Raw genomic sequence first — 24756 nt, 5'->3', positions numbered from 1 at the left:
ATTAAGCGTATCAATCTTCAAATTTTTTGGCTCCGAGCAAGCTCGTCAGCCAAATAAAAAACAGCTAGACCAATTATGATCTAACTGCTTATGTAAACTGCCATCAACTTAATTTGACGAACAGCCGCTTTTTTGATATCAAAATTTATATTTAAATTTGTCCAACTTCAACGGAAGCTTCATTAGATAATTTCTTTTGAAGATACTTTTGCATTTCCTTATAAGAAATATTGAAGTTCATTTCAACTTGTTGTGGTCTCTTCGTATTAAAAATCACGGCAACTTTTGGCCTGCGTCCTTGAATCTCAATGGGAATCAAAGTTACATGAACCACTTGGGCATAATCGAGGACACCTGAATAAAAGCCGTTTAAGACGATTTTCTTTTCGCCAACGCCGCCGACTCCATTCATGATATTAAGCAACATAAACAACGCTACCATAACGATATATGATAATTGTCCAGTTGGTGCCACTAACAACCAAGCGCCAATAAAGGCTGCAAAGATCAGTGACGAAATTTTATAAATCGATCTTATTTCAATTTGTGACTGCCAATAAACATTGAAGACAGCCCCGATTAGAAAGATGATATCAACAATTAATAGTATTACACTCATTTAACTCTATCCCTTTTCTAGTCATTATAATTAAGTAGCTTGATTTTTTCAAAATTAATTCTTACCTATATTGTATCGTACTCACGTATGAAAAACAGGAAGCTGGTCCGAAAGTATTGCCAATTATTATATCAATTTTGACGTTTTGGAGAATTCACGCTTCCTAAATCTATTAGAATATTGATATGCGCTTACATTAGCCTGATTGATTGGTTTATAGAAGACAATTGTTAGGGAGACTTAATTATTTAGTTTATTTCCTTTAAAGTAAGGCTCTAACATGATATTATATGTTGAGTTAAAAAAGGGGGATATAAACTTGAGTGATAAAAAGGAAAAACACGAAGGTCTAATCCATTATGCTAATGGCCCTTCATTGGAAGAAATTAATGACACCGTAGAAGTTCCGACTGATGCTGGTTTCTTTAAAACATTATTAGCTTATAGTGGTCCAGGCGCTTTAGTTGCCGTGGGTTACATGGATCCAGGTAACTGGGTAACATCGATTGCTGGTGGTGCCCAATTTAAGTACAAACTATTATCCGTTATCTTAATTTCTAGTTTAATTGCGATGCTCTTACAATACATGGCAGCTAAACTAGGCATTGTGACAGGACGAGACTTAGCCCAGCTTACTAGAGATAGAACTAGTAAAGTCGGAGGTTTCATTCTTTGGATAATCACCGAATTAGCCATTATGGCAACTGATATTGCTGAAATTATTGGTTCCGCCATTGCTTTAAAATTACTATTTAACATCCCAGTCCTCTGGGGTGTCATCATCACCGCATTTGACGTATTGCTACTATTAGTCCTAATGAAATTAGGCTTTAGAAAAATCGAAGCAATCGTTGCTGCACTTATTATGGTTATCTTAGCTGTTTTCTTATATGAAGTTATTTTAGCCAAGCCAAACATGGGACAAATGGTCGTTGGTTTCGTACCAGATCCAGAAATCCTTCAAAACCAAAGCATGCTTTATATTTCATTAGGTATCGTTGGTGCAACGGTTATGCCTCACAATTTATACTTGCATTCTTCAATTTCACAAGCTAGAAAATATGATCGTAATGATCCAAAGAGCGTTCACCAAGCCGTTAGATTTTCTACTTGGGATTCAAATATTCAATTAACTTTAGCTTTTATCGTTAATACTTTGCTTCTCTTACTTGGTGCTGCACTATTCTTTGGTACTAAGAGTGATTTAGGTCGTTTCGTTGACCTCTTCAATGCTTTACAAGATCCTAAAGTCGCTGGTTCTGTTGCCAGTCCTGCGTTGAGTATTCTGTTTGCCGTTGCCCTACTAGCTTCTGGTCAAAACTCAACTATCACAGGTACGCTATCAGGACAAATCGTTATGGAAGGTTTCATCCACATGAAGATGAAGCTTTGGGCAAGACGTGTAATTACTCGTTTGATTTCCATCATCCCTGTTATTACCTTTGCCATCGTCTTCCACGGTAATGAAGCTAAAATCGAATCGCTACTAACATTCTCACAAGTATTCTTGAGTGTCGCCTTGCCATTCTCGATTTTCCCATTGATTAAGTTCTCAAGTAACAAAGAACTGATGGGTGAATTTGCCAATGGTAAAGTTACCGAATACGTAGGTTACTTTATTGCGATAGTTTTGACCATTTTAAATATTTGGTTGATTTACACAACTATTGTTCCAGGTGCTTAAATATTTATCATTTTACAGTCTATAATCAAATTACGATTATCAGGCTGTATTTTTTTGAAAAAGAAAGCTTTTCGTTAAGTTTTTCAAGACTAATTGTAAATAGATAACACTATCTGTTATTATTTATTCAACAAAACAAATAGAAAGTAAGGAATATTGATTGAATGCACTTGTAAATATGTACGGCCCGTTCTTTGACCTTAATAACTGGGCAACCGTGATTGAATCGGGGGAAGATTGGCTAGTTATTTTATCATTGGTGGTCATGGAATGTATTTTATCTGTAGATAATGCGGTTGTTTTAGCCGCTCAGACACAATCATTGCCAAATAAAGTGGAACAGGAGAAGTCCTTATTTTATGGCCTCTTCGGTGCCTATATCTTCAGATTCTTGGTTATCGGAATTGGGGTCTACCTGATTGATTTCTGGTTGATCAAAGTCTTCGGTGCTTTGTATCTCTTCTATCTTTTCATCAAACACTTCTTCTTAGATCGCAACAAGAAAGTTGAAGTCCCTAAGGAAAGAAAGAAGCCTGGCAATGCGCTAGAAAGACATTTGCACATTTCTAATTTCTGGCAAGTAGTTATTTCCATTGAATTGATGGATATTGTTTTCTCAATTGATTCAGTTCTAGCTTCATTGGCTGTTTCCAGTAACCCTGTCATCGTCTTGATCGGTGGTATGATTGGTATCTTAGCCATGAGAGGTATCGCTGAACTTATCATGGGCTTGATGAACAAGATTCCTGAATTAAACGGAATGGCTTACTTCTTGATTCTATTCATCTCAATTAAATTGTTCTTATCGATTCCGGCAATTGATATTGAAATCCCTAATCTCGTCTTCGTTGGCGTATTAGTGGCAGCAATTATCGTTACCTTGATAATTCACCAAATTAATAATAATAAAGCTCCTAAAAGCAAAAAAAAGTAATCTCTTAATTGGGATTACTTTTTTTGTTGCAGTTTCGAATGTTTCAAACCATATGTAAAGTAGACGATTACTCCGATAATTAGCCAAATAACGACGGTGATTTTTGATGATTTAGGCAACATCAACAAGAAATACAAACTCGCTAAACCAGCAAAAATTGGTAAAACTGGATAAAGTGGCATTTTGAAACCGTCATTTGGAATATCTTTTCTTCTTCTTAAAGGAATGATTCCAAAGGATATAAAGATAAAAGCCAAAAGCGTTCCGGCATTGATTAGTTCAGTCAATTGCGTTAATGGAACAAGACCAGCAAAGAACGCTTGAACGACTGTAGCTACAATAATGGCGTTACGAGGGACGGAGTATTTCATATCGACCTCACCCATTTTTTGAGGTAACAAACCATCGCGGCCTAAAGCGTAAACTAGTCTGGAACCACCGAAGAATAACGTTAATAAAGCGGTAAAAATTCCGACTAAAGCGCCGATAGTAATCAACTTATTCCACATATTAAGGTGAATAGTTTTTAAAGCAAAGGCCGCTGGATCATCGACGTTTAGCTGTTTGTAATTGACTACTCCAGTTAAGACTAACGAAAATGCTACGTATAAAATAATCGCTATAACGACGGTCCCGATAATTCCTTTAGCAACATCTTTTTTTGGATTGATAGTTTCCGCTGAATTGGAAGCTAAGGCATCGAATCCGATAAAAGCAAAGAAAACTGTTGCTGCTGACGTCGAGAGTCCGCCTAAGCCAAAGGGTGAAGAATGAAATTCTTGGGGGTAAAAGGGAACATAGTTGCTCGACTTGATATAAAAGGCCCCAACAACGATAAATAAGACGATGATTGTAACTTTTACAACGACTGCAACATTTTCAACCTTCTTAGATAAGCTCGTTCCATGGGCGATGACAAAGGCAATAATCAAGACTATCAAGGTTGCCGATAAGTTGATGCCGCCACCTTCCATCGGCCCCGCTAAGAGAAATTTGGGCAGATGAATCCCAATCGCTCCTAGAATATTATTGTTGAAATATGAAGCAAAACCTACTGCTTGAGCTGATACGGACAAAAAATATTCCAAAATCAAAGCCCAGCCTAAAATCCAACCGACTGATTCGCCATAAATAACTGATCCAAACGAGTAAGCTGAACCGGCAACGGGCATGGCAGATGAAAATTCCGCATAAGCCATCCCCACAACTCCAGCTACAATTCCTGAAATCAAAAAGGCAATGGAAACTGCTGGTCCGGCGTGCTGAGCTGCTTCATGTCCTGGTAGGATAAAAATACCAGTTCCGATAATGGCACCGATTCCTAATGCCAATAAATCCCGAGCTGTCAGACTTTTGGTCAATCTGGCATCTGTTTTTAAATAGTTATCTACAGATTGCTTCTTAAAAATATCTCGCACGACAAGGCTTCCTCTCAAAATGGACTTACATTAAGTGAAAATTTTACTACTATTTTTCTAATAAAAAAAGAGATTTTCTAATAATAAAAAAATAGAGCTGGCAATCAATGATTGCTAACTCTATTTCCTATTCTGTAATTTTGAATGTTTTAGCCCATAAGTTAGATAAACGATGATTCCGATAACTAACCAAACTCCAACCGTAATCTTAGAGATGCTTGGCAGCATTAGTAAGAAATAAAGACTGGCTAAACCAGCAAAAATTGGTAGGACTGGATAAAATGGCATTTTGAAACCGTCGTTTGGAATGTCTTTACGTTTACGTAAGGGAATAATCCCAAATGAGATAAAAATAAATGCTAAAAGCGTTCCGGCATTGATCAATTCAGTCAATTGCGTCAATGGCACTAACCCAGCAAAAATTGCTTGAACGATTGTTGCGACAATAATAGCATTTTTAGGGACCGAAAACTTTTCATCGACTTCACCCATTTTTTCGGGCAACAATCCATCTCTCCCTAAGGCATAAACTAGCCGTGAGCCACCAAAGAACATGGTCAACAACGAGGTAAAAATACCCACTAATGCTCCAAGCGTAATCAGTTTATTCCAAGTATTCAGATGAACGACTTTCAACGCATAGGCAGCCGGATCGTCAACATTGAGTTGCTTATAATTAACGATTCCTGTCAAAACAAATGAGAAGCCTACGTACAAGATGACAGCGACGACGACGGTTCCTAAGACTCCTTTAACGACGTCTTTTTTTGGATTAACGGTCTCAGCTGAATTAGCTGCTAAGGCATCAAAACCGACGAAGGCAAAGAAGACGGTCGCTGTAGCTGTGGACAAGCCACCTAATCCAAAGGGCTTAGTTTGAAACTCTTTAGGATAAAATGGTACATAATTGCTGCTCTTGATATAAAAAGCACCGACAACGATGAACAAAATAATTATCGCTACCTTAACTAAAACAGCCACATTCTCAACTTTTTTGGAGAGACTGGCTCCATGAGAAATAATCACGGCAATCACTAACACAATTAAGGTGGCCGAAAGATTGATTCCACCACCTTCTAAGGGCCCGGCTGACAAGAATTTTGGCATTGTGACGCCAAAGGCCCCTAAAATATTGTTGTTAAAATATGAAGCAAATCCAACGGCCTCGGCAGAAACTGTCAAAAAATACTCCAGAATCAAGGCCCAACCAAGGACCCAGCCGACAACTTCGCCGTAGATAACTGCCCCAAAAGAATACGCTGAACCAGCGACTGGCATAGCTGAGGAAAACTCTGCATAGGCCATTCCTACTAGTCCCGAAACTAACGCCGCAATCAAAAAGGCAATGGCAACTGCTGGTCCGGCATGACGAGCTGCTTCATGTCCCGGTAAAATAAAAATACCAGTCCCAATTACAGCCCCAATCCCAAGTGCCAACAAATCACGTGCTCCTAAAGTTCGGGTTAGTCTTGAGTCAGCTTTTAGATAAGTATCGACTGACTCCTTTTTAAAGACATTTTTCATTAAAATCTCTCCTTAAAAATGCACAAAAAAGTTCTAAAGTACACTAAGTTTAAAGTTTACTACAATATTTTGCACAAAAAAAGTAATCTTCTAATATTGCTATCAAAGATTACTAGTTATAAATACCTATATAATTATTTATTTATTGCTTCCTGTTCGATACTTAGTGGGTGCGTACCCAGTGTATTTCTTAAACGTCTGACTGAAGTAGCTTAATCTCGTGAATCCTAATGCTTCAGAAATCTTTTGAACGCTTTTATCAGATTCCTTTAAAAGGAGCATCGCCTTTTGAATTTTACGTGCGTTGAGATAAACTGAAAAACTCAAACCAGTTTCTTTTTTGAATAATTTACTAAAATAATAGTCAGACAAATAAACCTTTCCTGAAACTTGGTCGAGCGTTAAATGTTTATTTAAATTATTATCAATATATGAAATCGCCGAAATAATTGAACTATTGGCAGTCGACATCCCTTTGATTTTTTGAAGTGCACAACCTTCACTTTCACTTAACTCGCTAATCGTTTCATTGACATTATAATGTCTAATAAGAAAATCATCGATTCCACGATCTTTAATTATTAATTTTGAAGCGCTTTCAATCAACTGACGCAAAAAAGCAGCATGTTTTTGTAAATGCTGCATCAAGCAAAGGTGTTCTGGACCCGTTTTAAATTTCACATCATGGGCTACGCAGACTTTCCCTACTCGTTGATTTATCGAAGCTATTCTTAAAGGCTCATCAGAATATTCGATATTATATTTAAATTTATTAATACTTAATTGAGATAAGTCAAATTGATCATTTATTTTTAGCAAGGTCTTTTTTTCTAATAAGTCGCCAAAAATATCCGTCTGCAAATGATCATCATTGCTCAAAACAAAAACGGCAATCTCATTTGTTTTAGCATAAGACTGCAATAGACGGATTAAAGTTTTATCATCACTAGATATTAGAGAACGTAGATCGAATTCTTCCATAACCATTAGCCAACCAATCTAAAATATTTAAATTTTTGAATTTAGATATTCCATCAGGACAACTGCATCATTGTGTTCCTCATCTTTGGCACTATATAAAATCAAAACATCTTGCTTTTTTAAAGCAGCAGTTATATCGTTTAAAAATTCTTCCGTATAAGGATTATCCTTAATTTCGGTCAAGTACTTTTCTTTAAACTCCGCATATTTATTTGGGTCATGACTAAACCACTTACGTAGTTCAGACGTTGGAGCAATTTGTTTTGCCCAAAGATCCAAATTGGCTCTTACTTTAGACATGCCTCGTGGCCAAAGACGATCTACTAAAACACGGTAGCCTGCTGGTAATTCTTTGTCATAGATACGCTTCAAAATCAATTTTGTCATTTCAAAACCTTCTTTATTCAATTTTAATTGTATCACACCAAATACCGTTATTTTTTACTTATTTTTTGAGGAATTTAGCACTCGACAATTAAGAGTGCTAAATTCTTGAACTTTCCATCTGAGGGGTCTTATAATGTATTTGTAATGAGGGAAAGGAAGTAAATAATATGGCAAATGATATTATGGATCGTAACAATTTGATGAGAAACTGGTTCAATAATGATTCTTGGATGAATGGTGTTCCATCCATATTTGACAACAATTTCCCAGAAGATTCAAATCTAAAGACTGATATTAAAGAAACAGATAAAGATTATGAAGTTCACGTCGATATGCCGGCTTTTGATAAGAAGAATATCGACATCAATTATGAAAACGATGTGCTCACTGTTAGTGGTCACCGTGATAGTTTCAATAATCATAACGACAAGAATGGCGATATGATTATGAGCGAACGTTCAAGTGGCCGTTTCATGAGACAATATCACCTCCCTGCAGTTGATCAAGAAAATATTCAAGCTTCATATGATAAGGGTGTCTTACAAATCACACTTCCAAAATTGGAAGATAAAAAAGATTCTGGACACCACGTTGATATCGATTAATTAATATCACGATAGATCCTATCAATTAAATATAGACTTACAAATATTCTAGAAAGCAGTATAAACATACTCAACTTTCCAAAGCTCCAATAGCCATGACGATTATTTTTAATTGTCATGGCTATTTATTTCTCTTAATTTTGGAAAGGCTTTTATTATTTCACAAAATCTTCACATTTTATAAATATATAATTCATAAAGATTAAGTAACATAGTATTTGTAGATGAGAGATATAAATAATCCCTTTTCTCATCCCCCCTATAACATATATATATTTAATCCCCTAATTAAAAAACACCTTTCCCCGAGGTGTTTTTTTTTATGTGAATTTGAGCATCTGTCGGTAGTAGTTGAATTAAAAATAAGCTATACTAATAGTTGCAGAGTGGAATATCTCTACTCTGATGGGATGTGGCATTTTGCCACAAAAGGACAAAGAATTTATAAAATTTAAAGACTTATCAAACTGGGCTATCCAGGTTTCGTATAGTTAATAATTAAAAATAAAAATTTCATGATAAGCCGGAAATATAAACTGTTAAGAGTGCAAGCTCTTTTCGTATCCCCCCTATAACAATATTTAATCCCCTAAAAAAGGACATCCTTCCCCAAGGATGTCCTTTTTGCTTGCTAAATTCTTTGTAAAACTTCTTGAACCGAGCTTTTTTTCAGATATTTAATCAATTCTAAAATAAAATTTAACGAATAGAAACTATCGATTTGATAGCCAAACTTCTCAATTTCCCACCAATCATCAGCGGCTTGGATTTCAGATTGATCTTTCACAAACTGATAAGCTGTCAATTCATCAGTAATCAATTTAGATTTTGCCTTTGGATAATTTAGACAAACTCCTAATTTCGTAATGGAATAAGATTGAGCATTACCAATCAACTCAGGAATTACTTTCACGTCTGTTTCAATATTTTCTAGCATTGTATCTAAGATAAATGGTGGCATCCTTCTAGCACTTTGGCGACCAACAGGAATCAAAACATTGTCCCAGTCGTCATCACCTAAAAATTGTTCAAAGAAAACTTGAGTAACTGCATTTACCAGCGAGGAATTTCCCGTTATTTTTTGATGACCTCTTTTTTGGAGTTTTCGATCAAGCATATTTAAATATTTTGAAGTTGGTTCATCGCTTGATCGTATTTTTTCAACACTATTACTTTCATTAATAAGTTCATTGTTAATCTTTTGAATGGCATGTGGCGTATATTCTTGTGTCCAAGCAGCTACACTGGCATATAACTCATCAAGCTCTTCTTCAGTATTTTTGGAAAAAATCTCATAAAAACTCTCAAGATAACCATCCAAAACGCCTAAGGCAATCTCACGATATAAATCTTTTATTTCATCATCGTCAGCATCGATACCATCTACCTGTTTGACTCGATTCAGAGTTTGACTTTTATTCAAATTGGAAATTTTAACATTCAAACGCCAACGAATTTTAAATAAATCAAAATTCATAATGCCTTTTTTAAAATCTGCCTTCTCAAAAGCTTCAGGAATATTTTGACTAGATGGAACAATAATTTTTCTATCTGCTAAATCTTCCACCACCTGCATGGGAAAATTTCCATAAGTTAACCTAAATGGTCCAAAGTCATCGAAATTATTAATTGAGAATTCTTCTAAAAGTGCCGCTAATTCAATTTTTCCTTTTAAATTAATTTTCTCATATATTACGGGTCTGATTTCTTGATACATTTTTTCTAAATCATTTTGAAAATCAATTCGTTTAGCCTGACAATTAGGGCATTCACAAATCGTATTATAATTATATTCTGCAAAAATTTGATGACCACAACTAGGACAAATCTTTGTCCCATTTTGAAGACTGCTGCTTCTCGACGGCAAACGTTGCAACATTTTGGCTTTATCATACGGACATGAAACATCTGTCTTAAAATAAGGCAGCGCCAGTGATAAATCACGAGCTCGCATATTTAATTGATGATAATTAATCACTGAAGAAACAGTCTGTTCCTTATCATAGTAATCACTTAACAATTCAATCAATTTATCATGTGGATAATTTTGGAGGGGACTATCATTTAAATAAATGAATTTACCATCGTCGATAATTCGTTTCAAATCACGCATAAATTTTTCTCTCAATCTTTTATTATTGTTGTTGGCTTTGCTTTTCTAAAATACCGCGTTCAATAAAATCAGACGTTATCATTTTTTTAACGATTCCTTTTTCAAAGACAGACCAAAAGGCATATTCACCTATTTCTGTTAGATGGTGGTCCACTGTTGAAAAATCCATGAGTTTGCTATAATCAAGATTTTCTTGACCTACTACTGGCAATTCAATATTCATTCTTTGAAATTGTCGAATCAAGCCTGCAGCGACTTGGTCACTATTCGCAAAGACAATTTCTAAATTGGGGTCTGCTTTTATCAACTGCTTAGCAGCATCGGCTCCCTTTTCAAAATCTAGTACCCCTTTAAAAAAATGATCTTTATCGACCTCTTTTTTAAAGACCTTGCAATAAGCTGATTTTGTCAGCCTAGTCGTTGGACTAGATTCTTCATTTCTACTAGCCGTAACGCCGATATGCCGATAACCTAAATCCTTGATGATTTGAAAAGCATTAATATAGGAGGATTCACGATTAGTGAAGGCGCATGAAATGGGATAATCAAAAGTATCTTCGCAACAAGTAATGTTGCCATATTGGCGGTATTCCAAAATTTTCTCAAATGAAATGGAACGAGAAGTAAAAATCAAACCATCAAAAGCCCGATGCTTCAACATTTCTAAATAATTAATCTCATTTTTCTTATTATAATCTGACGGTAATAAAGTTACTTGGTAATTCTCCTTAAAAGCAACTTTAGTAATCGCGGAAACCAACTTTTGGAAATAAGGGATGCTTATATATGGTAAAACTACTCCAACTGTATGAGTTTTGCCAGTACTTAGTGCTCTAGCCACATCATTTGGATGATAGTCGACTTGTTCCATGGCTTTTAAAATTTCTTGTTTCGTTGTCTTTGAAACATATCCACGGTGATTGATCACGCGTGACACTGTTGAAACTGAATGACCAGAAAGTTTTGCAACATCTCGAATATTTGACATTTAACCACCCCTATTTGACAATTGTTAGCTTGCTACAAATAATATTATCAATAAATATTAATCTTCACACTTTCTTCATATTTTCAAAATAATTGGTTCACACTTCTTAAGTATAGTATTAGTTGTAGATGAGAGATAGAAATTCTCATCTCATCCCCCCTATAACATATATATTTAATCCCCTAAAAGTAAAAGAACACCTTCCCCGGGTGTTCTTTTTTTATGCTATTTTTCTGCTGAATGGATGGCTGCGGCTTTAAACATCAAGTCATCAACTTGAATATTTTTAAAGCCAACTTCTTGCATCATTTCAGCTAATTGTTTGATACTGACGAATTTATTAACTGAATCATCCAAATATTGATATTCCGGCTTACTTTTAGCAAAGACTTTACCCATTAATGGCATTATTTGATTAAAGTAAACTTGCCAACCTAATTTAACGACTGGCGTTTCAACTTTGAAAGCCTCTAGGCAGATCAATTGCCCACCTGGTCTTAAAACTCGATAAATCTCACTCAATACTTGTTTGGCATCAGGCACGTTGCGTAAGCCAAATCCTATCGTTATAACGCTGAATTGATTGTCAGGAAAAGGTAGATTCATTGCATCGCCACTTTGTAAAATAACATTGGTGACTTGATTTTTACCAACCTTTTGTTGCGCAATTTTCAACATTTCAGAGCTGAAATCAAGTCCGATAACTTTTGCATGGAGATACCTTTTAGCTAACATAATCGTCCAGTCAGCCGTTCCACAACAAAGATCTAAAATTTCGTTTGGACCATTAACAATCCTTTGCGTAGCCTTTTGACGCCATTTTTGATGAGTGCCAAGACTCATGATCGAATTCAATTTATCATATTGATTCGCAATTTTATTAAAAGTTTTTTGAACATCTTTTTCTGGAACTTTATTAGTTAGACTCACATGTCCACCTCTAATCGATGTTGTTCACACGTCCATAGTAGTTGATATATTTAGTGCCGCTCTTTGAAATGGTGTATTTTGAAACTCCACCGTTATCAGGTTGAATGATACGTGAAATATCATCTGCACCAGTGACAACTTTTAAGAATGAACGACTAACGAATCCGTGACACACGACCATAATCTTCTCGTCGCCCTTTTTTCCCATATCGTCCATAAAATCTTCAACACGTTTGTAGACGTCAGCATATTCTTCGCCATTTTTAGCGTACTTCGTATAGCTTGGCAATAAATAGTTATTCTCATCGAAGGCATCAGGATACTTATCAACCAAGTCTTCTTCTCTAATGCCATCCCATGAACCGTAATCAGCTTCATAAAGTCGTTTATCTTGTTGGACTTCATGTACGCCTTGATTCAAAATTTCAGCAGTTTGCATTGCTCGTTTCAATGGACTTGAATAAACCTCATCAAATTTATTAATATCAAGATGCTTTTTTAATTCTTCAATTTGCTTGATACCATTGGCATTCAATGGCATATCTGTCGACATTCCGTTGATACGATTTTCATAATTAGTATCAGTTTCTCCATGTCTGACAATATATAGTTCGACCATAAAATTTCTCCTCTGTGTTAGCGCTTTAAAATTACAACTCTAAGTATTTCATTGTTGACTTTAGTTTGCAACTCAATTATAGTTAAAGAAATCAAATAGTCCTTTAAATCTTGGTCCCGTGAGGCTAATAAGGAAACACGTTCAGTCTTTTATTTCGCATACACGGGATAGAGGGCTATTTTTTTGCAATAAAACGTGGGGAGATGTTCATTTTGGACACAAATAATAAGCAGTATCGCAATCCAGATGCAGTCTTAGATGTCTATGAAAAACCACCACTTAGCAGTTGGGCCTTCTTATCATTACAGCACTTATTCTCAATGTTTGGTGCCACAGTCCTCGTTCCGCTATTGGTTGGACTAGATCCAAGTATTGCACTTTTTAGTTCCGGTGTTGGAACTATCATTCATATTTTAATTACTCATCGTAAGATTCCAGCTTACATGAGTTCTAGTTTTTCATTCATTGTGCCGATGGTCTCTTTGATGAAAACAGTCGGTTATCCAGGTGTTGCTCAAGGTACTATTGCCGTTGGGTGCGTCTACTTAATCGTTTCACTTATCGTTGGTTTTATCGGTTCTGATTGGATCGACAAAGCTTTGCCACCCATCGTCGTAGGACCAATCGTTATCGTGATTGGGATGTCAGTTGCTGGTTCAGCTGCTGATAACGCCATGATGAATGGGTCGCATTATGACATCAAATACTTTGGTGTCGCCATGTTCACCCTCTTTTTAACAGTTCTTCTCAACATGTATCTAAGAGGATTCTGGAGTAATATTGCTATTTTACTAGGTATCATTGGCGGATACGTTTTAGCATTAGCCTTAGGTATCGTCGACTTCTCCAAAGTAGTCTCCACGCCTTGGTTCAAACTACCAGCTTTTGATACGATGTTTATCAATTACATGCCCAAGAAAATTTATTGGGGCGCCATCCTGAGCTTTGCGCCGATAGCCTTTGTCACAATGGCAGAGCACTTAGGCCACATCATGGTGCTTGATGAATTGACCAACCGTGATTTCTTTAAAGATCCCGGCCTCCATAAAACTTTAGCCGGTGATGGTACAGCCTCAATCGTAGCTGCCTTCTTAGGTGGTCCTCCTGTCACATCATACGGAGAAAATATCGGCGTTATGGCCGTCAATAAAATCTTCAGTGTTTACGTAGTCTTAGGAGCAGCCGTCTTCGCCGCTTTGTTTGGATTCGTCGGCAAATTAAGTGCCCTAATCCAAACCGTCCCCGGACCAGTAATCGGCGGAATCAGTTTTGTCTTATTCGGAGTAATCTCATCCAGTGGTTTGAGAATCCTAGTAGACAACAAAGTCGACTTCAACGAAAAACGCAACCTAATGATAGCCTCAGTTATCTTAGTAATAGGAATCGGAAACGCCTATCTACAAATAGGAAGCTTCCAATTCACAGGAGTCGGAGTTGCCACTGTAGTTGGAATTATTTTGAACCTAATTCTACCTAAACATGCTTTATCAGAGAATTGGGACGAAGATAAAGACGAATGGAAAAACAAGAGAGCGTAAGTGGGGCGGTCAGCTCCCGGAGCCTAAGACAATTTCACAGCTTGGCTGCGTAGCAGACGAGATGGGAAATAGCCTTAGGTGCAGGGAGTTGCCCCACTGGAGCTCGTTTCCACTATAAAACATAGAAGCGTTCAGTTCACCGAAACAAAAAAGGAGGAACAATCCTCTAATCAATAGAGACCATTCCTCCCATAAATTAATCATAAATAATTCAATCATCCAACCGAGCAGATAGAAATTCTATCTGCTTTTTTATATCCTCGCCATATTCAGTATCGCCAATAGTCTTCCTTTCAGAAGAATACTCAACAACATCCCTGTCCTCAGTAATATCAGCCATATACTTAATGACTTCCTCACGAGAAGTAAATGGCTTAAGCGTCTCCAACAACATCCCATAAGAATCAATCAACAAAGCATAATTCTTCACATCAGCACCAACTTTTGACTCCGACATTCCGTTGACCATGATAAATTTTTGATTGGCCCGAACTGGCGGCACCTCTTTTGCAGGCGTATGTCCATTAATAATATGACCACGCCGACCTAAGCCGAACTCCTTTAATACTTTGTCTACGAACCATTCTTCATGACTTAATTTGAAAAATGGATTGTGATGTTCTTGCTGTAATTTGTCATCACTAATAAAGTAACGTTCAAAAGTTCTCATCTTGTCTTTAGCGAATAATGGAGAATTAGCGCCCTCCCAAAGATACCAGATCACGTCCGAATTCCAGCAATCGCCTGTTGTTGGATGTCTCAGTCCATCTTTCAAAATGAATTCAAAGTAATCACTCAATTCTTTACCAGAATATCTTTGGCCATCCAAAGTCATCTCTACAAAATTACCCTGATTATCAACTGGTATGCAGCCATGAAATAAAAGATTGTCGTTATGCTTGGCATACATCGAACCATTATTGGCCATAAAACGCATATCTTGATTTAATTTCTTTGATTGCGTGAACTGATTGATCAAATCTATCAAAACAACTCGTTCACTATTAGTGATTTGATAAGGCTTAGCTGGATTAACGGTTTGGAAACAACCATTTTCAATTGAATAACTCTTCCCATCTATCGTAACCTTCTTACGATCTGAACTCAGTTTATCTAAAAACAACCGATCATCCATTTTAAATTCTGGACGACGCTTGATGGCTTGACCTTCTAGCTTAAATTGCATGATAGCTGCCGCCTGCTGAACACAGTTATCAATATTTCTTTCATCGTCTGATTCACCATCAACGACCACTTTGGGTTCAAAGTTTGGCAGTGAAATATAACGATTGAGCGCATATCTAATCAATGAAGTTAAATCAATGCCATAAACGTTTTCTAGCAATCCCAAGTTATGGTAGCGCGCACTGATGCGAATCAAATTAAGCATGCATAATTTCGAACCGGCGACGCTTCCCATCCACAAGACATCATGATTGCCCCACTCGAAGTCAAAGTTTTGCCAACTATTACCTAACTGCTTAATTATCAAATCTGGATGAGGTCCAAAATCATAGACGTCCCCTAGAATATGAATCCGTTCAATAGCTAATTTTTGGATGGCGTGACAGATGACTAAGATAAAATCGTTAGAAACATTTAACTTAATCAAGCCCTTAACGATTTCTTGATAATACTGACGTTTATCCTCAGCATTCAAGTCATTAAAAATTAATTCTTTAACTAAATCCTTAAATTTTTTATCTAACGCTTCATTAATAATGTGCTCGGGATGTTTGTTAGAAACATACCTTAAGATTTGAATCAATTCGTTGATGGTACCAAAGTACCATTGTTCTTTATCATTATCTTCATTAAACTCAGCAATCACTTTTTTGAGAATTTCTTCAGGATAATAAATCAAAGAAACTAATTTTTTCTGATTAATTGTGGTCAATTGGCCATTAAAAAGTTCACTTACTTTACGACTAATATTTCCAGCACCACTACGAATGATATTTGAATACTTTTCATCATGTCCATGAATGTCACTAACATGGGCTTCGGTCCCCTTAGGCAATTTTAAAATTGCTGATAAATTTATTATTTCAGATTTAATTTCATCGTCATTTGTGAATTCTTTATCCATTTCCATCATTGTGTGATACACCTTCCCCCAAATACGTTAAAGTCCTTAACTGACAGCGTATACAAATAAACAATACCAAATACCAAGTTTATTTCCAAGTATCCCAATAATATTTGCGTTAAAATTATAATTATGGAGGGTTAGAATATGAATTTAAAATTGGATTCTACAGTAACTTTGAATAATGGCGTTGACATGCCTCAATTAGGAATGGGTGTTTGGAAAGTTAACAATTCCGGTGCATCCCAAGCTGTTCAATGGGCATTGAAACACGGATATAAAGCTATTGATACTGCTAAACAATACGGTAATGAAACTGGTGTCGGTGAAGGATTACAAAAAGGTTTTGCAGATAATGGTCTCAAACGTGAAGATATCTTTCTAACAACAAAAATCTTTAATGGCGACCAAGGCTATCAATCAGTTCTCGACAACTTCGAAGGCCAACTAAAGAGATTGCAAACAGACTATGTAGATCTACTCTTGATTCACTGGCCAGTTGATGGCACATACATGGACACATGGCGCGCTCTTGAAAAGATTTATAAAGAAGGAAAAGCACGTGCAATTGGTGTTTCTAACTTCAATATTGAAAGATTAAAGGATATCCTCAAGCACGGTTCAGTTAAACCAGCTGTTAACCAAATGGAATTCCATCCACTTTGCCAAGAAGTTGATATCAAGAACTTCTGTGATGAAAATGATATCTATCTTGAAGCATGGTCTCCACTTGGTGGCGGTTCTGTTCTTGGCGACAGTCGTTTGAAGAAGATTGCTGACAAATATAACAAGTCAGTCGCTCAAGTTATCCTACGTTGGGATCTTCAAAATGGTATCATCACAATTCCTAAGTCAGTTCACGAAGAAAGAATCGTTCAAAATTCCGATGTCTACGACTTTGAATTAAGTGACGCCGACATGAAAGAAATCAACGGTTTTGATACAGATAAGAGAAGCCTTTGGTATGGTGACTTCTTCTGGAGCGGTAATCCTGATGGTTACAAAGATGAAGTTGAAGACTGGGACGATTAATTTTACATATAAATAATTTTTTAGAACGTTAAAAGGCAGAACAATCAAAATTGATTGCTCTGCCTTTTTTATTTCGCCATTGATTCTGCTTGAACTATTGAACCATCATTGAAATTCAAAGTTTCATTTTCCTTATTAATCAATAATCCGGATAAATTATAGTGTTCGACAAAGGATATGAAATCCGAAGCCTCGCTAAAAGTGGCAACTAGAGCCCAAACTCCAGCTTCAACGGTATTATTTCCTACGATGATAGCTTGCTTGATATCACTTTTTTGCTTGTGTAGATTGCTATCAAAATCATTTTTTTGCTGCGATATAACGCCGTTTTGTAGATAATAGGTTGAAATAACCTCGCCACTATCTAAATCATGGACATCAATTGACCAATTGAAGTCACTTTCTTGTTTAGTAGCGACCTTAACTTGTTCGTCATTACTTAACCAGACGCCAAAAATTTCTGGATTCTTTAGCAACGGTACCAACTCATCTTTGAAAACTTTGCCTAAAGCCCAAGTCTCGACAATTTTTCCAGGTTCATACTTACCTGCAAAGTATGGTGAAAAAAGTCCATTGGTCATTTGCTCAGCCAATGTAGCGGTGTTATAAACCATCTGAAAATCCTTTGATGACTGTAATAGTCGACGGTCGCCACGTTGAAACCTAGAAACTAACGAATCATACGAGAATTGGGAAAATTCATGATCGATATCCTGCAGCTTTTGATTCACCCTCTGCGTTGCTACCTTTAACTGTTCAGTAACAATAATGTCTGGATTAGTTGTAGCGATTTTTAATTCAAATTTCATATTCATTTGTTTAATTACTTTTTTAAGAAAAACATATTTTTTAATTTGCATAATGTACCTCATTGAATTCATATCAAATAATCATTTTTGATTATATAAATAACTATAATGGTGATATTTGAAGTATTTATGACCAAATTTAGAAAAAATGATGCACAAAAAAATGAGATTATGAACTAATCTCATTTCTTCATTGCTATTTTATCCGAAAATCCATCTCGGAAATTTATTAAACCACTGTCTTTATCAACAATCATGCCCGTCAAACTGTATTTAGCAATAAAGCTAGGGAACTTATTCGTTCCGGCTGAAATGCCAGCTGACGACCAAATATTGGCATCTAGAGCATTGTTGCTAACAATCGTAACTTGCTCAATCTTACTTTTTTCATTTCGCAAACTCTTCATCTCGTTAGAAGTTGAAACAGCCCCATTTTGTAAAAAATATGTAGCCAAGAGATTATTCAGGTTTCTTGGATCCTTGATTGCTACTCGCCAGCGAAAATCAATATTAGGGCGACTAGCTAGACGAACTTCCTCGCCACATCTAAGTGACACGCCATCAATACCATCAACGCTTAATAATGGTAAAAGATATTGATTGAACAGTTTGTCGATTGTCCAACCATTCAATAAGCCAATCGGATCATATTTCCCATTATAATAGGAACTAAAATAATGCTGGGTCATTTGTTCAGCCATAATCGTTTGTTCATAGACCTCTTTGAAGGGGTCCGAAACAATCAATGCTGTTTCATCGCCATTTTGGAATTTATATAGAAATGAATTTTTATTTTCAATTGAAAATACCTCATCGTATTCTTCAAGTCTCTTTGTGATTTGAGCGGTCGTTTCATCAATCAACTTTTGATCAATCGATGACTTTGGAGTAGCTAGCTTTACCTCTAGTGGCAAGTTAAACTTATTGATTACTGTGGTGATATATTTATATTCAATCATTTCATTCACTCCTTCGTCGAAAAAAAATACGTACGCTTATCTTATTTATTGATAAGTATACGTACCAAATGTGATGAAAATATGACCAAACTTTGTGAATGAATTGAAGCTTATTTAGCGGTCTTTTTAGAAGAATTTAACAATAAATTAAGAATAATTGCTGAAAAACTACCCACTACTAAACCATTATTTAAAATTGTTTGAACTGTTGAAGGCAAGAAATGCAACAGAGTTGGCTCAACAGTAACACCAAGGCCCAAACTGATTGAAACAGCCATAATCATAATATTATTATTACTCATTTCAACTTTTGACAACATTTTAATACCTTCGATACCGACAGTACCAAACATAATCAACATGGCTCCGCCTAAAACAGCTGATGGAATCAATTCAGCGACGGCACCAACCTTAGGAATCAATCCCAAAATAATCAATAAGAAAGCTGAGAAATAGACTGGCTTATTCTTTTTGATACCAGACAATTGGACAACCGCAACATTTTGAGAAAAGGTTGAATATGGGAAAGTATTAAAGATACCACCCAAGATAGCAGCTAGACCTTCTGAGGCATAGCCACGTTGCAAGTCATTTTCTGACAAGTCACGCTTAGTCAATTCAGCTAAGGCGTAATAAACACCAGTAGACTCAATCATACAAGTCAATGATGCCAGTAGCATAATCAAGATTGAAGACCATTCAAATTTAGGAGTTGCAAAATAAAATGGTTGTGGAATCTGGAACCAGTGAGCTTGTCCTACACTTTCAAAGCCAATTTGTCCCATGCCGATACCCAATAAGTATCCGGCAACAATCCCGATTAGAACCGCAATTTGTTTAATAAAGCCGCGACCAAAAATACTGACCAAGACAATTATTAACGCAGTTGAAAATCCTAAAATCAAATTAGAATAACTACCAAAACTTTTGGCAGCAGCATCCCCACCACCAATATTAGTAAAAGCAGTCGGAATTAAAGTAAAACCAATCAAAGTAATTAATGAACCAGTAACGACTGGAGGAAAAAATCTTTTTAATTTAGCAAATACTTTTGAAATCAACATGATGAAGATACCCGCAATGATGATGGCACCATACATATAAGCTATCCCAAAGTGATGACCAATATTTTGTAACGGCGTTACGTACTCGACAGCTGAGCCAAGTACAACTGGTAAGCCGATTCCAGTTAATGGTGTGCGTTTTATTTGAAGCAACGTTGCCACACCACACATAAATATGTCAACTGAGATTAGGTAAGTCATTTCCTTGGCATTAAACCCTAGAGAAGCACCAATCAAAATTGGAATTAAAATATCCCCTGAGTACATGGCCAATAAATGTTGAAAACCTAATAGCAAATTCTTTAAAAAAGAATCGCTTTGATTTTTTGTATCAAGATCCATTATTGTCCTCCCATATTTAGAAAATTATAGCATTATTTATAAAAGATATTAAAGAACAAGTTTGGATAACTAAGCAGATTAGATATGATAGAATGGAATCAATATAGATAGGAGGAGTTCTTAAAATGAATAAGAATCATTTGGATGACGCTTGTACAACTATTTTAGTTGGTAAAAACGCCAGTTTAGATGGATCAACAATGATTGCTAGAAACGACGATACATTTTTTGCCGTTGCTCCACATAGCTTCGTTTTGAATCCAGCCGTTACCGGTAAAAAAGGCCGTAAAGTTAAGTCATGGCTTAACGGTTTTGAATCAGAAGTTCCAGAAAATGGCTACAAATGGCCTGCAGTTCCTAACGTGGACTACAAGAAATTTGGTTACTATGATGAAAGTGGTATTAATGGTAAGAACGTTGCCATGTCTGCCACAGAAAGTACTTACGGTAACGAACGTGCTTTAGCCTTTGATCCATTAATTAAAGATGGTATGGACGAAGACGTTATCGTACGTATGGTTCTTCCTTATGTCGACTCAGCTAAGGGTGCTGTTAAACGCACTGGCGACCTTATCAAAAAATTTGGCTCACCTGCTGGAAACTCATTACTATTCAGTGATAAAGACGACGTTTGGTACATGGAAATCGTTACTGGACACCACTGGGTAGCTCAAAGAATTCCTGATGACAGTTACGCTGTTTGTGCTAACCGTGTCTCAATTCAACAAGTTGATTTCAACGATAAATCACAATTCATGTGGTCTGATGGTATTCAAGAATTTGTTGAGAAGAACCACTTGAACACTGATAAAACTGGTTTTAACTTCAGACACATTTTTGGTACAGATAACTTGAAAGACCGTCACTATAACACTCCACGTGTTTGGTTCGGTCAAAAGTATTTCAATCCCGAAATCAAACAAGACCCAGAAGACGGTGAACTACCATTCATCATGAAGACTGAACACAAGATTTCAGTTGATGACATCGAATATGTTTTGGGTTCACACTATAATGAAACTCCATTTGATCCATACAGTCCTTACGCTTCAGATGATGACAAGCACCGTTACCGTCCAATCGGTTTGAACAGAACTCAAAACTCGCACGTTCTTCAAATCAGAAACGATGTTCCCGAAGAATACGCTGCATCATGTGGTTATGTATCGGTTTCCCAACATTTACACCTTACATTCCATTCTATACAAATATGAATGAAACAGATCCTTCATATAATGATGCTTCTCTCAAATTTGATTTCAAAGATGCTTACTGGATGTACAATGCCCTTTCAGTTCTAGTTGAATCAAATTACAGTGAATTCATTCAAGATGATATCGACTATTTAACAGATATTCGTCAAGAATTACGTGCTTTCGTTGCTGAAACAGATAAGTTAGCTGCTGACTATTCAGGTGATGAATTAGTTGAATTCTTAACTGATCGTAACCAAAAGATCGTTAAGAAAATGCGTGATAAGACAACTGATTTCTTTGGTGAACTTTATACTAAGGGTATCAATTTATCAAAACTTACATTTAATATGGATGAAAACTTATAATATTGCATTAAAGCCGAATGAAAATTCGGCTTTTTTTATTTATAAAAAATTAAATATGGTATATACCATCGGGTAAAAACCCTTTGTTCACAATACTTTTGTGCCATACCTTTTTATGCCAAACGTCATGATATAAAAAAATAATAGTCAAAAGCGAATGTTCACAGGTATAATAAGCCTATTAGTTTTTTTAGGAGGATTTTTCATGGACGAGAGTAAAAAACTAACCAAGCAAACTCTTAGCAAAGGGTTCTGGTTAGCATTTTGTGCGTCTGCTCTTTGGGGTATTTCAGGTACTGTTTTACAAATTGTCGCTAAGAACCTGAACATCCCTGCGATGTGGTTTATTGCCACTCGGACGACAGTTGCTGGTATCATTTTGTTGGTCGTCGGTTTGATTGTTTTACCTAGCAAAGATTTCTTTGCTGTTTTCAAAAATTGGAAAGATTTATTAACGTTAGTCGCATTTGCTATTTTTGGTTTACTAGCTAACATGTTTACTTTCTTCCATGCCATTAAAACAGGTAACTCTTCTACCGCTACTATTTTGCAGTATTTATCACCGCTATTTATCATGGTCGGTGCAATTCTTTTTACAAAGAAGAAGACTTCACGAGTTGATGTCATTTCATTTATTTTAGCTTTAGTCGGAGTGGTTTTGATGATTACCCGTGGCGACATCGGTCACTTATCTATCCCACTCGTTTCAGTTCTTTGGGGTGTTGGTAGTGGTATCACAGCTGCCTTGTACGTCGTAATCCCACAATCATTGATTGCTAAATATCATGGTATCTTAATTACCGGTTGGGGAATGCTGATTGCTGGTATTATTTCTAATTTCTTTAGTCCCATTTGGGTCAATCCACCAAAAATGGATACAACTAGTGTCTTAGGAATTGGAACTGTAATTCTTTTGGGTACTGTTTCGGCCTTCTTATTGATGGTTCTAAGTACTAAATATACTACTGCCGCAATCATCAGTATCACTGATGCGGTCCAACCATTTACAACTTTAGTTTTGAGCATTATTTTCTTGCACTACGTAGTAAATTTTGCTGAAATCATTGGTGCTATAATCGTTGTTCTAGCAATTTATGTCTTAAATCGCTATGATACAGAATAATATATTTTAAAAAAGGGCTGCCAAGTCGAATAAATCAACTTGGCAGCCCTTTTTGATCCCTTTATCAATCTCTCACGGGTATCACAAAGTCCAAGTTGATATACAAAATAATGACGACGACAATAATAATCAAATTGTTAAGCATTGTGATGACCCCTTTTCATTTCAAAAATTAGAATAAAATTAAATTGAGTTCAGAATACTATCAGATCAATCAATTGTCAATAACTTTTTATTTTTTAGTAAAGCGATTTTTTCAATCGCAAAATCACTGATATAAAAGTTTTTAAAAATAATTTATGTAATTAAATATACTATTTAAGGGCGTGAAAAAAGATTACTTTATGTCATTAAATTTGATTAATTTTTAGTTGACTTTTTCTAATTATCGTCTAATAATGCAGTTACAAAAAATTTTGGAGGCGGTATTTATGAAATACGCAGTATTAGGTGCAGGTGCAATGGGTTTACGATATGGTGTTCTTTTGCAGGAAGCAGGCTTTGATGTCGACTTTGTCGAGATTTGGCAACCACAAATTGACAAAATTAACGAACAAAATGGCGTCTTTGTTTCCCGTGATCACGTGAATAAGCATTTGGTGCCCGTCAACATTTATACCCCCGAAGAATACAACGGTGATCCTGACGTGTGGATTGTCTTTACTAAGCAAATGCAATTGGCCGATGCTTTGAAACGAACAGCACATGCCTTTAAAAATCATCAATATGTCGTTTCACCAATGAATGGTATGGGACATATTGAAAAACTCAATCAATATTTTGATAAAACTAGAGTCATCGGAGCTACCGCTTTGATTGGTACTGTTTTGAATGGTCCTGGGGATGTTGATTTCATTGGAGCAAAAGGTGCCGGTAGTATGAATATGGCTAACGAAACTGAAAAACCTGATGAAATGACGCATAAAATTTTTGATGATTTCAAAAAATCCGGCTTGAATCCTGTTTTGACAACTAACTTCTTGGGCACTTTGATGGCCAAAGTTATTTTCAATTCAGTCGTTAATACTTTGTATACGATGTTTGAAATCCAAATGGGCGAATTCATCCAATCACCAGTCGCTAAAAAATTGAGTCAACAATTGATCAATGAAGCCTTTGACGTCTGTGAAAGAGCTGGCATCACTTTGTTGAATACTCGTGAAGAGGAAATGAAATCAGTTGAATATGTCAGCAGCGTTTCCAATCCTTTGCACTACCCTTCGATGTACCAAGATATGTCAAAGGGTCGTAAAACTGAAGTCGACTATATTAACGGCTATATCTATCAATTAGGATTAAAATACCATTACGAAGCTAAAACACACGACTTCTTGCGTAATTTAGTTCACCTGGCAGAATTCTCGCGTGATTTCGATGTTGACGCCTTAGAAAAATCTGTCCTTGCAACAGAAATGGTAAAATAAATTCAAATTTTCC

Annotated in this window: 20 protein-coding genes and 1 pseudogene; 8 read left to right on the top strand and 13 right to left on the bottom strand. The window is 36.2% G+C overall.

What is annotated here, in order from left to right:
• Positions 1–151: 151 nt before the first annotated feature.
• Positions 152–619, bottom strand: a complete 468-nt coding sequence (locus FHL06_RS09880; RefSeq protein WP_153386186.1) for a hypothetical protein — start codon at positions 617–619, stop codon at positions 152–154.
• A 280-nt stretch (positions 620–899) separates the two neighbouring features.
• On the opposite strand from FHL06_RS09880, the gene FHL06_RS09875 reads away from it, so the two are divergent.
• On the top strand, positions 900–2303 hold the full coding sequence (locus FHL06_RS09875) for an Nramp family divalent metal transporter (protein WP_420360967.1): 1404 nt from the start codon (positions 900–902) through the stop codon (positions 2301–2303).
• 160 nt (positions 2304–2463) lie between these two features.
• Complete coding sequence (locus FHL06_RS09870; RefSeq protein ID WP_153386182.1) at positions 2464–3237, top strand: TerC family protein; 774 nt, start codon at positions 2464–2466, stop codon at positions 3235–3237.
• Between the two features lie 14 nt (positions 3238–3251).
• On the opposite strand, the gene FHL06_RS09865 is transcribed toward FHL06_RS09870, so the two are convergent.
• The 4 genes from FHL06_RS09865 to FHL06_RS09850 all read right to left on the bottom strand — a co-directional run bounded on the left by FHL06_RS09865 (position 3252) and on the right by FHL06_RS09850 (position 7547).
• Positions 3252–4655, bottom strand: coding sequence for an amino acid permease (locus tag FHL06_RS09865; protein WP_162000285.1), 1404 nt, complete (start codon positions 4653–4655; stop codon positions 3252–3254).
• A 120-nt stretch (positions 4656–4775) separates the two neighbouring features.
• The gene (locus FHL06_RS09860; protein ID WP_153386178.1) at positions 4776–6179 is read right to left on the bottom strand and encodes an APC family permease; all 1404 of its coding nucleotides are present in this window, start codon (positions 6177–6179) and stop codon (positions 4776–4778) included.
• Positions 6180–6317: 138 nt separating this feature from the next.
• Complete coding sequence (locus tag FHL06_RS09855) at positions 6318–7160, bottom strand: helix-turn-helix transcriptional regulator (RefSeq protein ID WP_238334012.1); 843 nt, start codon at positions 7158–7160, stop codon at positions 6318–6320.
• Positions 7161–7187: 27 nt separating this feature from the next.
• The gene (locus tag FHL06_RS09850; protein WP_153386176.1) at positions 7188–7547 is read right to left on the bottom strand and encodes a DUF488 domain-containing protein; all 360 of its coding nucleotides are present in this window, start codon (positions 7545–7547) and stop codon (positions 7188–7190) included.
• Between the two features lie 167 nt (positions 7548–7714).
• Between FHL06_RS09850 and FHL06_RS09845 the strand changes: the two genes are divergently transcribed.
• Positions 7715–8152 carry an Hsp20/alpha crystallin family protein gene (locus tag FHL06_RS09845; protein WP_153386174.1) on the top strand — a complete coding sequence of 146 codons (438 nt, stop codon included), beginning with the start codon at positions 7715–7717 and terminating at the stop codon, positions 8150–8152.
• Positions 8153–8783: 631 nt separating this feature from the next.
• On the opposite strand, the gene FHL06_RS09840 is transcribed toward FHL06_RS09845, so the two are convergent.
• From FHL06_RS09840 to FHL06_RS09825, 4 genes are all read right to left on the bottom strand, one after another.
• The gene (locus FHL06_RS09840; RefSeq protein WP_153386173.1) at positions 8784–10265 is read right to left on the bottom strand and encodes a hypothetical protein; all 1482 of its coding nucleotides are present in this window, start codon (positions 10263–10265) and stop codon (positions 8784–8786) included.
• A 22-nt stretch (positions 10266–10287) separates the two neighbouring features.
• Positions 10288–11253 carry a LacI family DNA-binding transcriptional regulator gene (locus FHL06_RS09835; RefSeq protein ID WP_153386171.1) on the bottom strand — a complete coding sequence of 322 codons (966 nt, stop codon included), beginning with the start codon at positions 11251–11253 and terminating at the stop codon, positions 10288–10290.
• Positions 11254–11478: 225 nt separating this feature from the next.
• Positions 11479–12183 (bottom strand): bifunctional demethylmenaquinone methyltransferase/2-methoxy-6-polyprenyl-1,4-benzoquinol methylase UbiE, encoded by a 705-nt coding sequence (gene ubiE / locus FHL06_RS09830; protein WP_162000286.1) that lies wholly within the window; start codon positions 12181–12183, stop codon positions 11479–11481.
• Positions 12184–12193: 10 nt separating this feature from the next.
• Positions 12194–12802 carry a histidine phosphatase family protein gene (locus FHL06_RS09825; RefSeq protein ID WP_153386169.1) on the bottom strand — a complete coding sequence of 203 codons (609 nt, stop codon included), beginning with the start codon at positions 12800–12802 and terminating at the stop codon, positions 12194–12196.
• Between the two features lie 212 nt (positions 12803–13014).
• Between FHL06_RS09825 and FHL06_RS09820 the strand changes: the two genes are divergently transcribed.
• Positions 13015–14340 carry a uracil-xanthine permease family protein gene (locus FHL06_RS09820; protein ID WP_238334011.1) on the top strand — a complete coding sequence of 442 codons (1326 nt, stop codon included), beginning with the start codon at positions 13015–13017 and terminating at the stop codon, positions 14338–14340.
• Positions 14341–14551: 211 nt separating this feature from the next.
• Here the strand turns inward: FHL06_RS09820 and FHL06_RS09815 are convergent, their stop codons facing one another.
• A complete protein-coding gene (locus tag FHL06_RS09815; protein WP_238334010.1) occupies positions 14552–16438 on the bottom strand; it encodes a fructose-bisphosphatase class III in 1887 nt (628 codons plus the stop codon).
• 138 nt (positions 16439–16576) lie between these two features.
• Between FHL06_RS09815 and FHL06_RS09810 the strand changes: the two genes are divergently transcribed.
• Positions 16577–17461, top strand: a complete 885-nt coding sequence (locus tag FHL06_RS09810; protein ID WP_153386165.1) for an aldo/keto reductase — start codon at positions 16577–16579, stop codon at positions 17459–17461.
• Between the two features lie 68 nt (positions 17462–17529).
• Here the strand turns inward: FHL06_RS09810 and FHL06_RS09805 are convergent, their stop codons facing one another.
• The 3 genes from FHL06_RS09805 to FHL06_RS09795 all read right to left on the bottom strand — a co-directional run bounded on the left by FHL06_RS09805 (position 17530) and on the right by FHL06_RS09795 (position 20635).
• Positions 17530–18321 (bottom strand): FAD:protein FMN transferase, encoded by a 792-nt coding sequence (locus FHL06_RS09805; RefSeq protein WP_162000287.1) that lies wholly within the window; start codon positions 18319–18321, stop codon positions 17530–17532.
• A gap of 131 nt (positions 18322–18452) precedes the next feature.
• Positions 18453–19229 carry an FAD:protein FMN transferase gene (locus tag FHL06_RS09800; protein WP_153386161.1) on the bottom strand — a complete coding sequence of 259 codons (777 nt, stop codon included), beginning with the start codon at positions 19227–19229 and terminating at the stop codon, positions 18453–18455.
• A 110-nt stretch (positions 19230–19339) separates the two neighbouring features.
• Positions 19340–20635: a nucleobase:cation symporter-2 family protein gene (locus FHL06_RS09795; RefSeq protein WP_153386159.1), complete on the bottom strand. Its 1296-nt coding sequence runs from the start codon at positions 20633–20635 to the stop codon at positions 19340–19342.
• A gap of 125 nt (positions 20636–20760) precedes the next feature.
• On the opposite strand from FHL06_RS09795, the pseudogene FHL06_RS09790 reads away from it, so the two are divergent.
• The 3 genes and pseudogenes from FHL06_RS09790 to FHL06_RS09780 all read left to right on the top strand — a co-directional run bounded on the left by FHL06_RS09790 (position 20761) and on the right by FHL06_RS09780 (position 24743).
• Positions 20761–22196: pseudogene (locus FHL06_RS09790) on the top strand (C69 family dipeptidase).
• 205 nt (positions 22197–22401) lie between these two features.
• A complete protein-coding gene (locus FHL06_RS09785; RefSeq protein WP_153386157.1) occupies positions 22402–23319 on the top strand; it encodes a DMT family transporter in 918 nt (305 codons plus the stop codon).
• Between the two features lie 431 nt (positions 23320–23750).
• A complete protein-coding gene (locus FHL06_RS09780) occupies positions 23751–24743 on the top strand; it encodes a ketopantoate reductase family protein (protein ID WP_153386155.1) in 993 nt (330 codons plus the stop codon).
• Positions 24744–24756: the final 13 nt, after the last annotated feature.

The sequence above is a fragment of the Companilactobacillus halodurans genome (assembly GCF_009600985.1).
Taxonomy (GTDB): Bacteria; Bacillota; Bacilli; order Lactobacillales; family Lactobacillaceae; genus Companilactobacillus; species Companilactobacillus halodurans.
Note: the sequence above shows the minus strand (reverse complement) of the source record. Positions and strands in the feature narration are given on the sequence as shown.

Coding starts and splice junctions, on each gene's coding strand:
- FHL06_RS09815 (WP_238334010.1), bottom strand. CDS start 16,438: ATGATGGAAATGGATAAAGAATTCACAAATGACGATGAAATTAAATCT.
- FHL06_RS09860 (WP_153386178.1), bottom strand. CDS start 6,179: ATGAAAAATGTCTTTAAAAAGGAGTCAGTCGATACTTATCTAAAAGCT.
- FHL06_RS09875 (WP_420360967.1), top strand. CDS start 900: ATGATATTATATGTTGAGTTAAAAAAGGGGGATATAAACTTGAGTGAT.
- FHL06_RS09825 (WP_153386169.1), bottom strand. CDS start 12,802: ATGGTCGAACTATATATTGTCAGACATGGAGAAACTGATACTAATTAT.
- FHL06_RS09880 (WP_153386186.1), bottom strand. CDS start 619: ATGAGTGTAATACTATTAATTGTTGATATCATCTTTCTAATCGGGGCT.
- FHL06_RS09780 (WP_153386155.1), top strand. CDS start 23,751: ATGAAATACGCAGTATTAGGTGCAGGTGCAATGGGTTTACGATATGGT.
- FHL06_RS09800 (WP_153386161.1), bottom strand. CDS start 19,229: ATGATTGAATATAAATATATCACCACAGTAATCAATAAGTTTAACTTG.
- FHL06_RS09855 (WP_238334012.1), bottom strand. CDS start 7,160: ATGGAAGAATTCGATCTACGTTCTCTAATATCTAGTGATGATAAAACT.
- FHL06_RS09810 (WP_153386165.1), top strand. CDS start 16,577: ATGAATTTAAAATTGGATTCTACAGTAACTTTGAATAATGGCGTTGAC.
- FHL06_RS09785 (WP_153386157.1), top strand. CDS start 22,402: ATGGACGAGAGTAAAAAACTAACCAAGCAAACTCTTAGCAAAGGGTTC.
- FHL06_RS09795 (WP_153386159.1), bottom strand. CDS start 20,635: ATGGATCTTGATACAAAAAATCAAAGCGATTCTTTTTTAAAGAATTTG.
- FHL06_RS09845 (WP_153386174.1), top strand. CDS start 7,715: ATGGCAAATGATATTATGGATCGTAACAATTTGATGAGAAACTGGTTC.
- FHL06_RS09805 (WP_162000287.1), bottom strand. CDS start 18,321: ATGCAAATTAAAAAATATGTTTTTCTTAAAAAAGTAATTAAACAAATG.
- FHL06_RS09835 (WP_153386171.1), bottom strand. CDS start 11,253: ATGTCAAATATTCGAGATGTTGCAAAACTTTCTGGTCATTCAGTTTCA.
- FHL06_RS09850 (WP_153386176.1), bottom strand. CDS start 7,547: ATGACAAAATTGATTTTGAAGCGTATCTATGACAAAGAATTACCAGCA.
- FHL06_RS09840 (WP_153386173.1), bottom strand. CDS start 10,265: ATGCGTGATTTGAAACGAATTATCGACGATGGTAAATTCATTTATTTA.